The sequence below is a fragment of the Micrococcus sp. M4NT genome (genome assembly GCF_033790745.1).
Classification (GTDB): Bacteria; Actinomycetota; Actinomycetes; order Actinomycetales; family Micrococcaceae; genus Micrococcus.
In genome coordinates, this window is the sequence record NZ_JAMYEH010000010.1 from 98628 (window position 1) to 113372 (window position 14745).

General features: G+C 75.0%; 12 protein-coding genes. 8 read left to right on the forward strand and 4 right to left on the reverse strand.

Annotation, left to right across the window (positions count from 1 at the left end):
- Nucleotides 1–28: 28 nt before the first annotated feature.
- The 3 genes from NJC10_RS08655 to NJC10_RS08665 all read left to right on the forward strand — a co-directional run bounded on the left by NJC10_RS08655 (nt 29) and on the right by NJC10_RS08665 (nt 5421).
- A complete protein-coding gene (locus NJC10_RS08655) occupies nt 29–637 on the forward strand; it encodes a hypothetical protein (RefSeq protein ID WP_319075959.1) in 609 nt (202 codons plus the stop codon).
- A gap of 8 nt (nt 638–645) precedes the next feature.
- On the forward strand, nt 646–1899 hold the full coding sequence (locus NJC10_RS08660; RefSeq protein WP_319075961.1) for a methyltransferase domain-containing protein: 1254 nt from the start codon (nt 646–648) through the stop codon (nt 1897–1899).
- Between the two features lie 141 nt (nt 1900–2040).
- A complete protein-coding gene (locus NJC10_RS08665; RefSeq protein ID WP_319075963.1) occupies nt 2041–5421 on the forward strand; it encodes an HAD-IA family hydrolase in 3381 nt (1126 codons plus the stop codon).
- A gap of 141 nt (nt 5422–5562) precedes the next feature.
- Here the strand turns inward: NJC10_RS08665 and NJC10_RS08670 are convergent, their stop codons facing one another.
- The 3 genes from NJC10_RS08670 to NJC10_RS08680 form a co-directional block, all read right to left on the reverse strand.
- Entirely contained in the window at nt 5563–6924 is a 1362-nt protein-coding gene (locus NJC10_RS08670; protein ID WP_319075965.1) for a sensor histidine kinase, read from the reverse strand.
- Nucleotides 6921–7586: a response regulator gene (locus NJC10_RS08675; protein WP_248115751.1), complete on the reverse strand. Its 666-nt coding sequence runs from the start codon at nt 7584–7586 to the stop codon at nt 6921–6923. The genes NJC10_RS08670 and NJC10_RS08675 overlap by 4 nt, the downstream gene beginning before the upstream one ends.
- A 71-nt stretch (nt 7587–7657) precedes the next feature.
- The gene (locus NJC10_RS08680; RefSeq protein ID WP_319075969.1) at nt 7658–9118 is read right to left on the reverse strand and encodes an L-lactate permease; all 1461 of its coding nucleotides are present in this window, start codon (nt 9116–9118) and stop codon (nt 7658–7660) included.
- A 57-nt stretch (nt 9119–9175) separates the two neighbouring features.
- On the opposite strand from NJC10_RS08680, the gene NJC10_RS08685 reads away from it, so the two are divergent.
- The 4 genes from NJC10_RS08685 to NJC10_RS08700 all read left to right on the forward strand — a co-directional run bounded on the left by NJC10_RS08685 (nt 9176) and on the right by NJC10_RS08700 (nt 13165).
- Nucleotides 9176–10327, forward strand: a complete 1152-nt coding sequence (locus tag NJC10_RS08685; protein WP_319075970.1) for a nitronate monooxygenase — start codon at nt 9176–9178, stop codon at nt 10325–10327.
- Between the two features lie 94 nt (nt 10328–10421).
- Nucleotides 10422–11783, forward strand: coding sequence for a sensor histidine kinase (locus NJC10_RS08690; protein ID WP_319075971.1), 1362 nt, complete (start codon nt 10422–10424; stop codon nt 11781–11783).
- A gap of 165 nt (nt 11784–11948) precedes the next feature.
- Nucleotides 11949–12659 carry a response regulator transcription factor gene (locus NJC10_RS08695; protein ID WP_319075973.1) on the forward strand — a complete coding sequence of 237 codons (711 nt, stop codon included), beginning with the start codon at nt 11949–11951 and terminating at the stop codon, nt 12657–12659.
- A 191-nt stretch (nt 12660–12850) separates the two neighbouring features.
- On the forward strand, nt 12851–13165 hold the full coding sequence (locus NJC10_RS08700; protein WP_319075974.1) for a hypothetical protein: 315 nt from the start codon (nt 12851–12853) through the stop codon (nt 13163–13165).
- Between the two features lie 7 nt (nt 13166–13172).
- On the opposite strand, the gene NJC10_RS08705 is transcribed toward NJC10_RS08700, so the two are convergent.
- Nucleotides 13173–13739, reverse strand: a complete 567-nt coding sequence (locus tag NJC10_RS08705; RefSeq protein ID WP_319075976.1) for a TetR/AcrR family transcriptional regulator — start codon at nt 13737–13739, stop codon at nt 13173–13175.
- A gap of 122 nt (nt 13740–13861) precedes the next feature.
- Between NJC10_RS08705 and NJC10_RS08710 the strand changes: the two genes are divergently transcribed.
- The gene (locus NJC10_RS08710) at nt 13862–14743 is read left to right on the forward strand and encodes an ABC transporter ATP-binding protein (protein WP_248115757.1); all 882 of its coding nucleotides are present in this window, start codon (nt 13862–13864) and stop codon (nt 14741–14743) included.
- The last annotated feature ends 2 nt before the right edge of the window (nt 14744–14745 follow it).

Genomic DNA, 14745 nt, shown 5'->3' on the forward strand with positions numbered 1-14745 from the left:
CCGCCCCGGACAGCGGGAGAATGGGCGCATGACCCCCCGCGAACCCCTGCCGCTGCCCGCGGAACCGCAGACTCCCCTGAACCGCCTCTCCCGCCGCGTGGCGCGCGCCGTGGAGGAGCGCGGCGAGGCCGCCGTCGTGGGTGTGGCCACGCGCCTGCTGGCCGGTTCCAGCACCCCGGAGGACGTCACCTCGGGGGCGGCCCAGGCCATCCTGGGCGACGACGACGCCCTCACCCCCCCCGCGGCCGGCGCCCTGGCGCTCACGCGCGCCTGGCACCGCCGGGCCCTGCCCGCCCTGGTGGCCGCCCTCGACGCCCCCGAGCCCGAGGTGCGCTCCGCGGTGCACCTCGTGCTGGCCGCACGGGCCGACGCCCTGCGCGCCGATGCCGCGGTGGACCACGCGCTCGTGGACCGCGTCGGCGCAGGGTGCTGCGACCCGGACCCTGAGGTCCGCGCGTCGGCGGCCTCTGCCCTGGGCGCCCTGGCCGGCCCGAACGACCTCGAGGCCGCCGTGCCCGTGCTCTCCGCCCTGGTGATGGACGTGGATGCGGACATCGCTGCCGCGGCGGAGCTCGCCCTGGACCACCTCGCCGAGCGCCTGGACCGCCCCGAGCTGCGCGCGAGCACGGACTTCTGAGCCGCGCCGTGGACTCGCCCGTCCTTCTCTGCCACCACTACGACGCCGGCCGCTGCCGCTCCTGCACCCTCCTGGGCGTGCCCTACGCCGTGCAGCTGGCGGACAAGGCCGCGGCGGTGCGCGAGCGCCTCGCGGACGTGTCGGACGCCGGGACCCGGTGGCTGGACCCCGCGCCCTCCCCCGCGGCCGGATTCCGCAACAAGGCCAAGCTCGTGGTGACCGGCACGGCCCAGGACCCGCGCCTGGGCATCCTGGACCCGAACCAGCACCCCAGGCACCACGACGGCACCGGCTGGGACCTGCGCGACTGCCCCCTGTACGAGCCCGGGATGGAACGGATCGCCGCCGCCGTGGCGGACACGGTGCGCGCCGCGGACCTGACCCCCTACGACGTGGCCGCGCGCACCGGCGAGCTGAAGAACGTGATCGTGACGCTCTCCCCGGACCGCGAGGCGATGGTGCGCTTCGTGCTGCGCTCCCGTGACCGACTCGACGCGCTGCGGGCCGCGGTCCCCGCGCTGCGGACGGCGCTCGAGGAGGCCGGCACGCCGGCGAGGGTGGTGACGGCGAACCTGCTGCCCGAGCACGTGGCCCTGCCCGAGGGCCGCGAGGAGGTCCACCTCGCCGGGGACGCCACCCTGCGCATGGAGCTCAACGGGATCGGGCTGCGCCTGCGTCCGCAGGGCTTCTTCCAGACCAACACCGCCGTGACCCGCGCCCTCTACGCGACGGCGGCGGCATGGCTCGCCGAGGCCCGCCCCGCGAGCGCGTGGGACCTGTACTGCGGCGTGGGCGGCTTCGCGTTCCACCTGGCCCGTCCCGTGGCCGACGGCGGCGCCGGCGTGGCCGAGGTCTGGGGGATGGAGACGAGCGAGGACGCGATCGCCGCGGCACGGCTCACCGCCGTGGAGCTGGGCCTGGCCGACCGCGTGCACCTCGACGCCGGCGACGCCACCCAGGCGCTGTCCTCGGCGGGACGGGGCGAGGGCCCGCACGCCGCCGCCGACCCCAGCCGGGTCGCCGGTGCGCCGGTGCCGGACGCCGTCGTCGTGAACCCGCCGCGCCGGGGCATCGGCCCCGAGCTGGCGGCGGGGCTGCAGGCCTCGGGCGTGCCGCACGTCCTCTACTCCAGCTGCAACGCGGCCTCCCTCGCGAAGGACCTCGCGGCCCTGCCGGCCTACCGCGTGGAGCGCGCCCGGGTGTTCGACATGTTCCCGCAGACCGGGCACGCCGAGACCCTCGTGCACCTCGTGCGCCGCTGACGGCTCCGCCCCGTGAGCGGGTTCACCGGAAGTTCGCCCCGCGAGGGCGGGACGCGCGCCGACCGCTCCCCCTAGGCTGTCTCCCAGTGCCCGAGGCCTCCCGCGGCCTCTCCCCGACCAGCGCAAAGGCCCCTCCCGCTCATGACGCAGACCCTCACGCCCGCTGCCTCGCAGGACCTGAACGCCCGCCGCCACCGGCTGCGCCGCTACCGCGCGGTGATCTTCGACATGGACGGCGTCATCACCGACACGGCCGGCGTGCACGCCGCGGCGTGGAAGGAGCTCTTCGACGAGGCGCTGCCCGCCGTCGGCGCCCTGGAGGCCAACGAGGCCGCCGTCGCCGCGGACCCGGAGCGCCTGCGCCCCTTCGACGCCGCGGGCGACTACCTGCACCACGTGGACGGGCGCCCCCGCGAGGACGGCGTGCGGGCCTTCTTCGCCTCCCGCGGCCTGCGCGTGCCGGAGGCCGACGCCCCCGAGGCCGAGTCCGCCCCGGAGCTGACCGTCCTCGGCCTGGCCGAGCGCAAGCAGGGCTACTTCGAGGCGGTCCTCGAGCGCGACGGCGTGCGCGTCTTCCCCGAGGCGCTCGACCTGCTGGAGAAGCTGCGCCGCCGCGGCGTTCCGGTGGCCCTCGTGACCAGCTCCAAGAACTCGCGCGCGGTGCTCGGTGCCGGCGGGGTGCTGGACTTCTTCCCCGTGATCGTGGACGGCAACACCGCCGTGGAGCGCGGCCTGCCCGGCAAGCCGGACCCGGCCATGTTCTGGGAGGCCGCGCGCGAGCTCGGCGTGGACGTGGCGGACGCGATGGTGCTGGAGGACGCCGTCTCCGGCGTCAAGGCCGCCGCGGACGGCCGCTTCGGCCTGGTGATCGGCGTGGACCGCGAGCCGGACCTCGGCCGCGGCCGCCTCAAGGACGCCGGCGCCCACCTGGTGGTGGAGGACTACGGCACGCTCGCGCTGGACGAGCGCACCGCCGCCCCCTTCGACGCCGCCTGGGTGCTGCGCTGGACCGACTTCGACGCCGCCGTCGAGGGCACGCGCGAGGTGCTCTGCACGATGGCCAACGGGTACTGGGGCACGCGCGGCGCCATCCCCGGCACCGTCATCACGGACGTGCACTACCCCGGCACCTACATGGCCGGCGTGTTCAACCGCCTGACCTCCATGGTCCAGGGCCGCGAGGTCGTCACCGAGCACATGGTGAACATCCAGGACTGGACGCCGCTGGTGGTCATCCCCCGCGGCGGCCGCCCCCTGCTGCCGAGCGACGAGAACCTCGTGGAGTTCATCCAGGAGATGGACCTGCGCCGCGGCGTCCTCTCCCGCACCATGACGTTCGAGGACGGGCAGGGCCGCCGCACCACCCTGCACACCCGCCAGTTCCAGTCGCTCGCCAACCGCCACATCGCGGCCATCGAGCTCACCGTGGTGGCCGAGAACTGGTCCGGCGACCTCACCGTGCGCTCGCTGATCGAGGGCCGCGTGGCCAACCTCAACGTCTCGGACGACCGCACGCTGGCCAACCACCACCTCGAGCCCTCCCAGGCCCGCGAGATCGACGGCGAGACCGTCCTGCTGGAGACCGTCACGAGCCAGTCCCGCATCCACGTGGCCGTGGCCGCCCGCACCCGGCAGGTGGCCCCCGTGGGCCACCACCAGCCGATCCGCCGCCCCGTGGACGACTCGCCCCTCGTCGCGGGCCAGGACATCCGCCTCCACGTGGAGGAGGGCGTGCCGCTCGTGCTGGAGAAGACCGCGGCCGTGGCCACCACGCACGACCACGCCAACGCCTCCGTGTGGGAGTCGGCGGTCAAGACCGTGCAGCGCGCGCAGAACTTCCGCAACCTGCTGACCCTGCACGAGCAGCGCTGGGGGATGAACTGGGACCGCTTCGCCGTGCGGATCGACCTCGCGGACGCGCACCGCAACCAGCGCCGCTCCACGGCGCAGCTCGCCGAGGGCGCCGAGTACGAGACCCCGGTGTTCGAGGCCGGCCGTTCCGCCTCCGTGGGCTCGGCCGTCACCGTGGGCAAGGACGGTGCCTCCCTGCGCCAGCAGCTGGCCCTGAACCTGCACACCTTCCACGTGCTGCAGACGGCCTATGGCCGGCGTCGGGACCTGGACGCCTCCCTGGGCGCCCGCGGCCTGCACGGCGAGGGCTACCGCGGGCACATCTTCTGGGACGAGATCTACGTCTACCCGATGCTCACGCTGCGCCGCCCGGAGATCACCCGCGGCCTGCTGATGTACCGGTTCCGCCGCCTCGGCGAGGCCCGCGCCAACGCGCAGGCCGAGGGCTGGGCCGGCGCCATGTTCCCGTGGCAGTCCGGCGCGGACGGCGGCGAGGAGACCCCCACCGAGCTGTGGAACCCGCGCTCGCGCATGTGGATGCCGGACAACTCCCACAACCAGCGCCACGTCTCCCTGGACATCGCGTACTCGGTGCTGCGGTACATCGAGATCACCAAGGACGCCGCGTTCATCTCGGACTACGCCGCCGAGATGCTCGTGGAGATCTCCCGCTTCTTCGTGTCCATGACCCTGCACAACGCGGAGACGGACCGCTACGAGATCCACGGCGTCATGGGCCCGGACGAGTTCCACGACGGCTACCCGGAGACCCCCGGCTCGGGCCTGCGCAACAACGCGTACACCAACGTGCTGACCTCATGGGTCCTGGCCGAGACCGCACGCCTGGTCCGCTGGCTGGACACCCTCGACGACGGCCTCACCGAGGTCATGGAGGTCACCGAGGAGGAGATCGAGCGCTGGGAGGAGATCAGCGCGAGGCTCACGGTCCCGTTCTTCACCGAGGGCGAGGAGGCCGGCATCCTGGCGCAGTTCGAGGGCTACCAGGACCTGGAGGAGTTCGACTGGGACGCCTACCGCGCCACGTACGGCAACATCGGCCGCATGGACCTGATCCTGCAGGCGGAGGGCGACGCCACCAACCGGTACAAGCTCTCCAAGCAGGCCGACACCCTCATGCTCGGCTACCTGTTCTCCGCCGAGGAGCTGGACGAGATCCTGCGCCGCATGGGCTACGAGCTCCCGGAGGAGGCCTACCAGCGGATGGTGGCCTACTACGAGGCCCGCTCCACGCACGGCTCCACGCTCTCCCGTCTGGTGCACGCGTGGGTGGCGGCCCGCACGGACCCGGACCGCTCGTGGGACCTCTTCACGGAGGCGCTCGAGTCAGACCTCTCCGACACCCAGGGCGGCACCACGAAGGAGGGCATCCACCTCGGCCTCATGGCCGGCACCGTGGACACTGTCATCCGCTGCTACGCGGGCCTGGAGACGCGCGACGGCGTCGTGCGCCTCTCCCCGCGCCTGCCCTCCCAGCTGCCCGGCGCGCGCTTCACGATCCGGTGGCACCAGCAGCCGGTGGAGATCCACATGGCGCAGACGGAGGTGACCGTGCGGGCCGGCGACGGCATGTGGCATGAGGTCCCCATGGTCATCGCGGGCCAGGAGCACACGCTCTGCCCGGGCCAGGAGATCACGGTCCCGCTGGGCTGAGTCCTCCTCCCCCGGGCGCCAGGACTTTCGCTAGGGAAATCGTCGTCTCCATCCTGATCCGCTGGGAGGGAGACGACGATTTCCCTAGCGAAAACGCAGGGGCGCGGGAGCCGGGCGGGGCGGGGCGGGGCGGGGTGCAGGTCAGCGGGTCGGCAGGACGGCCCGCACGGTCCAGCCGTCGCCCATCGGGCCGGCGGTGAGCGCGCCGCCGAACACGGCCACGCGCTCGCGCATGCCCGCCAGGCCGAAGCCGGAGGGGATGGCCGAGACCACCCGGCTGGCCCGCGGCTCGCCCGTGGTGAGCGGGCTGGTCACCTCGAGGACGAGGTGGCCGTCGTCGTCGAACCGGGAGCACAGGTGCACCGTGCCGCGGCGCGGAGTGTGCTTGAGGATGTTGGTCACGGACTCCTGCACCACGCGCAGCACCGTGAGCTCCATGGAGCGGGGCAGGCGGTCGAGGTCCGCGAGGGTGCGCTCCACGGCGAAGCCGGCCGCGTGCAGGCGCGACTCGAACTCGTCGAAGCGGGCCGGCAGGTCCACGGCGATGTCGCCCTCGGCGGTCTGCGCGTTGCGGTCCGAGCCGCGCAGGGCCGTGAGCATGCGCCGCAGGTCCACGAGGGACTGGCGAGCGGCCTCCTCGATCGCCGTCTCCGAGGCGGAGCGCGCCGCGGGGTCGGTCTGGGTGGGCAGCATGGCCGCCTGCATGGTGATCACGGTGAGGCCGTGCGCGACGACGTCGTGCAGCTCCGCGGCGATCCGCTGGCGCTCCTGCTCCGCGGCGCGCAGGACCTGCTGCTCCCGGGCCTCGGCCTCCGCCTCACGCGCCCGGGCGCGGTGCCGGGTGCGGCGGACGAAGATCGCGGGGATCGTGGGCAGGGCTGCGAGGACGACCGTGAAGATCATCGTGCCGCGCAGGCCCTCTGCGTCGGCGGACGGGGGGTCGGCGAGCACCTCGCCGGCGACCGTGAGCACCGCGACCGCCGCGAGCGCGCCCCACGCGAATCCCGCCCGGGAGTAGCGGGCCACCAGCGGGGCGCCCAGGATGATCCCGCCCACGAAGGCCAAGGGGTTGAGGTGGGCCTGGTCTGGGCCCACCAGCCCCAGGAGGCTCACGGCCGTCCCCGCGAGGACGAGCGCGGCCGCGAGGCTGGGCTGCCACGCGAACAGCAGGGTCAGCACCACGGAGATCGTGGCGAGCGCGAGGATCACGGCGGTGCTGGGCTCGTCCCCGGCGGACGTCGGCGCGCCGCCGTCCGCGTACAGCCATGTTTCCAGGAGGGGCCCGACGAGGGAGGACGTCACCTCCAGCACGACCAGCAGCCCGGCCAGCGCATAGAGGATGAGCCGCGTGTGCCGGGAGACCGCCTCGGCCTGCAGCACGCGGGGCATGCGGGAGTCCGCCGCCGACGCGTTGGCGCGGGGCGGCGCCGAAGCGTCGGCGCGGGGCGGCGCGGACGTGGCCGCCGACGCGAGCCCCGCGGGCTCCGGGGCGGCGGTGCTCATCCGAGCTCCACGAGTCCGGCGCGGGCGGCACGGATGAGGACCTGCACGCGGTCGCGGACCTGCCACTTCTCCAGGACCTTGCCGATGTGGGACTTCACGGTGGCCTCCGCGAGGAACAGCGCCCGCGCGATCTCGGCGTTGGAGGAGCCCTTGGCGAGCTCCCTGACCACGTCGAGTTCGCGCTCGGTGAGCCGCTCGTGCGCGGCGAGCGGCTCGGCGGGGCCGACGGAGACCTCCTGGGGCGCGGCCGCCACGGCGGCCACCAGGTCCTGGGCCACACGCGCGGAGAAGACCGTGTCGCCCGCGTGGATGCGGCGGATCGCGTCCACGACGTCGGCGGGCGGGGCGTCCTTCACGAGGTAGCCCGCGGCACCGGCGCGCAGGGCGGGGACGAGGTACTGCTCGGACGAGAACGTGGTGATCGCCAGGACGCGGGTGTCCGGCAGCTCCGCGGTGATGTGCGCCGTGGCCTCCACCCCGTCCATGCGGGGCATCTGCATGTCCATCAGCACGACGTCGGGGGTCCGGGCGCGGGCCAGGGCCAGGGCCTGGAGGCCGTCCTCGGCGGAGCCGACCACCTCCATGTCGTCGGCCTGCGCCACGAAGTGCTCCAGGGCGGTGCGCATGAGGGTCTGGTCGTCGGCCACGACTACACGGATCATGCCGTTCAGCCTAGGCGCGCGAGCGGGGCGGGCGCCTCCGCCGAAGGTCGGGACGTGGGCCCGCCTGCCGCTCACCGCGGCAGCAGGAACCAGCCCATCACGGACATGAGAACGATGCCGGCCAGCATGGTGGGGAACAGCACCGCGAACAGGGCGCCGCGGCTCACGGCCCAGCCGGGCATCTCCGAGGTCTGGGAGCCGGCGGCCATGCCGTGGGCCACCTGGATGCGTGCCGGGCCCGGGATGATGCCCCAGCCTGCGGCGGCGTTGTGGAGGCCGTTGGTCCATACGGGCGGCACGCCCAACGCGGCCCCCGTGTCCATCTGCAGCGGGCCGAAGAGCGCCATCGCGCCCGTGTTGGACGCCGTGATGAACCCGCCCAGGGCCGCGATGACGGGGACGGCCACCAGATAGGACTCCCCCATGCCGCTGAGCGCGCCCGCCAGCGCGCCGGAGACCCCGCCCGCCGAGAGCGTCAGGCCGAACGCCACGTACAGCGCGTTGGGAATGGCGGTGCCCACCCACAGGCGCGCGGCCTCCCCGGGCACGGCGCGCCGCCCCGCGGCGTCCAGGTGCAGCAGGCGCACCCCCACGCCGACCGCCACGAACGCCCACAGCGCCGGGGTCCCGACGACGGACAGCGGCCCGCTCAGCGCGAGCGCGGACTCCGCCGTGGTGCCGATGACGGTGCCCACCATGAGCGTGAGGTACGGGACGACGTCGCGCCCCGGTCCGGGCGTGAGCCGGCCCCGACGGACCACGAGCAGCCAGGTCACGGTGAGCACGAACGTGCCGAGGGCGCCCGCCGGCGCCGTGCCGACCAGCAGGTTCGCCCCCAGGATGAGCGCCCACTGGGCCACGCCCGAGAGCAGGGCGACCCCGATCCACGGGGCGAGACGGGCCGGGCCGGCATCGAACCGCGTGCCGCGTGACCCCCGGAGCAGCAGCACCGTGACCACGCCCGCGAGCAGCGAGGCGGGGAGGTTGAACACCGCCGTGGTGACGCCGAGCTGCTGGAAGTCCAGGTGCCCCAGCCGGGCGCCCAGCAGGGTTCCCGGCGCCATGGACCCCCACGGCCCGATGGTGAGGGCGAGCACGGCCATCACCGCGGACCGGAACGCCGTGTACCCCAGGCCGATCAGCAGCGGCACGCCGACGATCAGCGAGACCCCGAAGCCCGTGACCGTCTCCAGGAACGGGATCACGCCGTGCACCATGAGCAGGCCCGTGGCGATCGAGGGACCCGCCCCCGCGGAGAGCCACTGCCCGAGGCGCTGGTGCGCACCGGTGTGCTCCATGATGCGGGAGAGCGTGATGCCACCGGCGATGATCGCGAGGATCTCCAGGACCGTGGGCACGCCGCCGGCGAGCGCGACGCCGAGCGCCCCCGGGTCCACGCCGAACACGGTGGGAGCCAGGACGGCGGCCAGCAGCGCGCCGGCGGCCGGGGCCACCCACGCGGGCAGCTTCGTCAGCAGCAGGGCGAGGGTGAGGAGGATGGGGGCCAGCGACCACAGGACCTGCACACGCACCCCCTCTCCCGGGCCTCGGACCCACCCACTGTAGGCCCCTCCTCCTAGGCTGGCGGCATGGCCATGACCCCCGTCTCCCCGCATGACGTCCTCTCCCCCGCGGTGCCCGTGTTCGCCGCCCCGATGGCCGGCGGGCCCTCGACGCCCGCGCTCGTCGCCGCCGTGCTGCGCGCGGGCGGGGGCGGCGTCCTGGCCGGCGGGATGCGAGCCCCGGAGGAGGTCCGCGCGCAGGTGGACGAGCTGCGGCGTCTCCTGACCGCCGGATCCCGGGGGGAGGAGCACTGGGGCGTGAACCTCTTCGTCCCGGACGCGGTCAACACCGCCGTCCCGGCGGGGGCGCGCACCGCCGCCGCGCGCGCCCGTCGGCGCGACGACGTCGCCGCCTACCGCGAGCGCCTCGCGCCGGTGGCGGAGGAGCTCGGCGCGGCCCTGCCCACGATCGAGGACGCCACCCCGGACCCGGACGCCGAGCGGGACGCCTTCGAGGCGATGCTGGCCGCGGCCGAGGAGCAGGCCTGGCCGATGGTGACCTTCACGTTCGGACTGCCCGCCGCAGAGGTCTTCGGCCGGCTCGCCGCCGCGGGCATCGTGGCCGGGGTCACCGTGACGAGCACGGCCGAGGCGCGCGCGGCCGTGCGGAACGGGGCGGCGTTCCTCGTGGTGCAGGGCCCGGAGGCGGGAGGCCACCGCGGCACGCTGGACCCGGCCGCGGACCCGGGGACCACGGGAGCCGTCGCCCTTGTGGCGGAGGTGTCCGCCGCCGTCGGGCCGGGCATGCCGCTCGTGGCGGCGGGCGGCGTCGCCTCCGCGGCGCCGGTCCGCACCCTCCTCGGCACGGGCGCCACCGCCGTGGCCGCGGGCACCGCGTTCCTGCTCACGCCCGAGGCGGGCACCTCGGCGGCGCACCGCGAGGGCCTGCGGCAGGCCGCGGCGGGCGTGGCCTTCACCGGCGACGACGGCGCGGCCGACACCGCCGTGACCCGCGCCTACACGGGGCGCTGGGCACGGTCCCTGCGGACCCCCTTCATGGCGGCGTTCCCGGACGCGCCGGCTGCGTACCCGGAGGTCAACGTGCTCACGACGGGGCTGCGCGCCGCGGCCGCCCAGCGCGGGGACCTGGGCCGCGTGCACCTGTGGGCCGGCACCGGCGCCGGCCGCGTGCGGGAGGCGGACGCCGCCGCCGTGCTGGCCTCCCTCGACCCCCGCTGAGCGCCCCCGGGGCCCGCTCCGAGACCCGTCGTGCCGGGGGCGTCATCCCCCGGTCTGACGCGCGGCGAGCGGCCACGCCCCTAGGCTGGCCCGCGTGAACCCCCTGCACCGGATCGACCAGTGGATGCGCGCCCACCCGGTGCGCACCGACGTGATCACCACGGTCCTGCTGCTCCTGGTGTTCGGCGCGGGGCCGTGGGTCATGCTGGGCACGCTCGCGGGCCCGGCTCCGGTCGAGGCCGCGATCGCCATCGTGCTCTCCGCAGGGATGGTCCTCCCGTGGGCGGCCCGCCGCACGCGGCCGGTCGCCTCGGCCGTCGTCGTCGTGGTGTTCGCCGTGCTCCACCTGCTGGTCGGCCCGGAGTTCAGCGCGGTGCTCGTGCTCGTGCCGATGACGGTCTACAACCTCGCGGCCAACGCCCCGCGGTGGGTCTCGTTCGCGGGCCTGCTGACCGCGCTCGCGGGCGGCCTGCTCAACGGCCTGCGCGTATGGCTGTTCCCCGCGGCGTTCACCGGCGCCGAGGGCGTGCAGTCCCCGCCCACGCTCGAGGCGTTCGTCATCATGACGATCGGCTGCGGCTCCGTGGTGCTGACGGCGTGGGCGTTCGGGGACACCGTGCGCCACCGGCGGCTGGCCCTGCGCGCTCTCGAGGACCGCGCCCGCCGGCTCGAGACGCAGGCGCGCCAGGAGCGCCAGCTGGCCGCCGCGGACGAGCGCAACCACATCGCCCGGGAGATGCACGACATTGTGGCCCACTCGCTGCAGGTGATCATCTCCCAGTCCGACGGCGCCCGGTACGCCGCGGCCGCCAGGCCCGAGATCGCCGTGCAGGCGCTCGGCACCATCGGGCAGACGGGCCGCGCGGCGCTGGCGGACATGCGCCAGCTGCTCGGCGTGCTCCGGGAGACCGGCCAGACCGTGGCCGGGGTGCCCGGCATCGCGGAGTCCGGGACGGGCGCGGGGGCCGTGGAGCCCTCCGCGCCGTCGACGCCCCGCGCCCCCGGCCCCGCCGCCTCGCCCGGCGGCCTCGGCTCCCGTCCCGTGGAGCACCGCCCGCAGCCCCGACTGGCGGACGTGCCCTCGCTCGTCGACACCATGCGCCTCTCCGGCCTCGAGATCTCGCTCCTGGAGACGGGCACCCCACGCCGTGCGCTCCCGGCGGGCGGTGAGCTCACGGCGTACCGGATCGTGCAGGAGGCGCTCACCAACACGCTGCGCCACGGCGGCCCGCGGGCGCGCGCCTTCGTGACCCTCGCGTGGACCGCCCGCGGGCTGGACATCCAGGCCGACGACGACGGGCGGGGCGCCGGCGCCGACCCCGCCACGGCAGGCTCGGGCCAGGGGCTGCGCGGACTCGCCGAGCGCGTGACCCTGTTCGGGGGCACCGTGGAGACCGGCCCGCGCGTCGGGGCCGGCTTCCGCGTGAGCGCGCACCTGCCCTACTCCGCGGTCTAGAGCCCGCCGCCGAACTCCCGCCGCCGAACTCCCACCCCCGGACACCCGCCGTCGAACACCCGCCCGCGTCTCTGCCGGGCGCAGTACTGCCAAGCAACCACGGGGGTCAGGTGGCAGTACTGCGCCCGGCGGCATGGAGAGCCGTCCGTCTGAGAGGATCCGAGCATGAGCACTGCCCCCGAGCGCACCGACCCGTCCGACGCCCCGATCCGCGTGGCCCTCGTGGACGATCAGGCCCTGATCCGCGGAGGGCTGGCCATGCTCGTGGACTCCCAGCCGGACCTCACGGTCGTGGCCGAGGCCGGCAGCGGGCGCGAGGCCGCTGGCTCGGTCGCCGTGGCGAGCGCCGACGTCGTGCTCATGGACGTGCGCATGCCGGAGATGGACGGGATCGAGGCCACGCGCGCCCTCCTGCGCCTCCCCCACGCGCCGCGCGTCGTCGTGCTGACCACCTTCGACCTCGACGAGTACGCGCTCGAAGCGATCGAGGCCGGGGCGAGCGGCTTCCTCCTCAAGGACGCCCCGCCCGAGCAGCTGCTCTCCGCGATCCGCACCGTGCACCGCGGCGACGCCGTGATCGCCCCGTCCACCACACGCCGTCTGCTGCAGCACATGGCGCCCCGCCTGCGCACGGACCAGGTCCGCAGCGCGGAGTGCCAGGAGCAGCAGGCGGCCGTGGCGTCGCTGACCCCGCGCGAGCGCGAGGTGCTCGTGCTCATGGCCCAGGGCTCGTCCAACCTGGAGATCGCCGCGCAGCTCGTGCTCTCCGAGGCCACGGTGAAGACGCACGTGGGCCGGGTGCTCGCCAAGCTCGGCGCCCGCGACCGCGTGCAGGCCGTGCTCATCGCCCACCGCGCAGGCCTCGTGCAGTACTGAGGCCGCCGCGTCGGACCGGCGCCGGCGCCCGGCCGAGCCGCCGCAGCGGATTGCCCTCACCGTTCATACCCGGGTATGACACCCGCCCGAGGGGAAGTCATCCGGACGGCGGTCCCGCCCGCGCGCCGCGCCCCGGATGATGGAGTCACAGCGCCCCGATGGGCCTGTCTCGTACCCGGGGAGTGACCGCCATGACCACGATGCACACCGAGCCCCAGCCGACGGCACCGCACGAGTCGGCACCGACCAGCGCCGCGGCGCCCACCCGTCCCACCGGCCCCGCCCGTCCCACCGGCCCCGCCGGCCGCGGGAGCACCTCCACGGTCAGGGACGAGCGCGACGGCGACTGCCTCGTGTTCTTCGTCTGCCTCGTCACCGGCGCGCTGGCCATGCTCGGCCTCGCCCTGCTCACCGACCTCGAGGGCCTGCCGCGCCTCCTGCTCACCGGGGCCATCACCACGCTGGCCGGGGTGAGCGTCTCCGTGCTCTGCCGCACGGAGGACTGAGCCGCGCTCAGCCCGCCGTGGGCCGCAGCCCGCGCAGGTACACGTCGAGCAGCCAGTCGTTCTGCTCGGGGAAGCGGTCCAGCACGTCCGAGGTGAGCGGCCTCGTGAGCGTGAGCAGCCCCATGAAGTAGTGCCGGGCCGTCAGGTCCTCCCCCACGAGGCCCGCCTCGGCCGCCATCGCCACCGCCCGGTCGGCGAGGTCGAGGATCTCCTCCTCGGCCTCGTCGAAGAGGTCGTGCTGCGGGAGGTCGCGGGCCGTGACCGAGTCCAGCGCGGCCAGCATGGACGTCAGGTTCACCTCGGCCAGCTCGCTCGCGAGCCGGCGCCACCGCTCCTCCGGGTCCCCCACGCCCGCGATGAAGCGGGTGAGGATGCGGCGGATGCGCACCACCACCTGCTCGAGGACGGCCGTGAGCAGGTCGCGCCGGGTGGGGAAGTGCCGGTACAGCGTCCCCACGCCGAGACCGGCCTCCTGCGCCACGGCGCTCAGGGACATCCCGGCGCCCTGCTCCTGGAGCAGGTGTGCGGCCGCGGCCAGCAGGTCCTGGCGGTTGGCGCGGGCGTCGGCTCTCATGCCCCCATCCTCCCATCCTCCTCAGGTCAGGTGTCGGTCCACCCCCGGTATGACCCGAGGCGCGCCGCAGTCCATCCCGTGCTCCGATCCCGTGCGGGCGGTGCCCGCGGGAGGGTGGGCCCATGAGCACCGCAGCCGCCTCGCCCCGCGACCACACCTCCCCCACCGCCGGCCACGCCGTCGCGTCCTCCCCGCTCGCCACCGGTGCGCCCGGACCCGCCGCCACCACGACGACGGCGCACGCCGTCTCGGCGCGCGCCCTCACCCGCTCCTACGGGAAGGGCGACGCGCAGGTGCACGCCCTGCGGGGCGTGGACGTGGACTTCGAGACCGGCCGCTTCACCGCGATCATGGGCCCGTCCGGCTCGGGCAAGTCCACGCTCATGCACTGCCTCGCGGGCCTCGACACCCCGACCTCCGGGTCCGTGATGCTGGGCGGCACCGAGATCACGGGCCTGGACGACACCGCGCTGACCCGCCTGCGCCGGGACCGGGTCGGCTTCGTGTTCCAGTCCTTCAACCTCGTCCCCACCCTCACCGCGGAGCAGAACATCGTGCTGCCGCTCGAGCTGGCGTCGAAGAAGCCGGACCGCGCGTGGCTCGAGGAGATCACCGCGACGCTCGGCCTCACGGACCGCCTGAAGCACCGCCCGCACGAGCTCTCGGGCGGCCAGCAGCAGCGCGTCGCCGTCGCCCGCGCCCTGCTCACCCGCCCGGACGTGGTGTTCGGCGACGAGCCCACCGGCAACCTGGACACCGCCGCCTCCGCGGAGGTCATGGGCCTGCTGCGCCGCTCCACGCGGGAGATGGGTCAGACCATCATCATGGTCACGCATGACCCCGTGGCGGCCTCCGCCGCGGACCGCGTGGTGCTGCTCGCCGACGGCGTGCTGGCCGGCGAGCTGATCGGCCCCACGGTGGAGTCCGTCACCGAGGCCATGACGGCGCTGTCCACGGGTGCGGCGCAGGGCGCCTCGGCCTCCGTGCGGGGCGGGGTGCGCTGAGC

Bases quoted from the DNA above. Each gene is read 5' to 3' on its own strand.
- NJC10_RS08655 (WP_319075959.1), top strand. From the start codon at position 29: ATGACCCCCCGCGAACCCCTGCCGCTGCCCGCGGAACCGCAGACTCCC.
- NJC10_RS08665 (WP_319075963.1), top strand. From the start codon at position 2,041: ATGACGCAGACCCTCACGCCCGCTGCCTCGCAGGACCTGAACGCCCGC.
- NJC10_RS08670 (WP_319075965.1), bottom strand. From the start codon at position 6,924: ATGAGCACCGCCGCCCCGGAGCCCGCGGGGCTCGCGTCGGCGGCCACG.
- NJC10_RS08675 (WP_248115751.1), bottom strand. From the start codon at position 7,586: ATGATCCGTGTAGTCGTGGCCGACGACCAGACCCTCATGCGCACCGCC.
- NJC10_RS08685 (WP_319075970.1), top strand. From the start codon at position 9,176: ATGGCCATGACCCCCGTCTCCCCGCATGACGTCCTCTCCCCCGCGGTG.
- NJC10_RS08695 (WP_319075973.1), top strand. From the start codon at position 11,949: ATGAGCACTGCCCCCGAGCGCACCGACCCGTCCGACGCCCCGATCCGC.
- NJC10_RS08700 (WP_319075974.1), top strand. From the start codon at position 12,851: ATGACCACGATGCACACCGAGCCCCAGCCGACGGCACCGCACGAGTCG.
- NJC10_RS08705 (WP_319075976.1), bottom strand. From the start codon at position 13,739: ATGAGAGCCGACGCCCGCGCCAACCGCCAGGACCTGCTGGCCGCGGCC.
- NJC10_RS08710 (WP_248115757.1), top strand. From the start codon at position 13,862: ATGAGCACCGCAGCCGCCTCGCCCCGCGACCACACCTCCCCCACCGCC.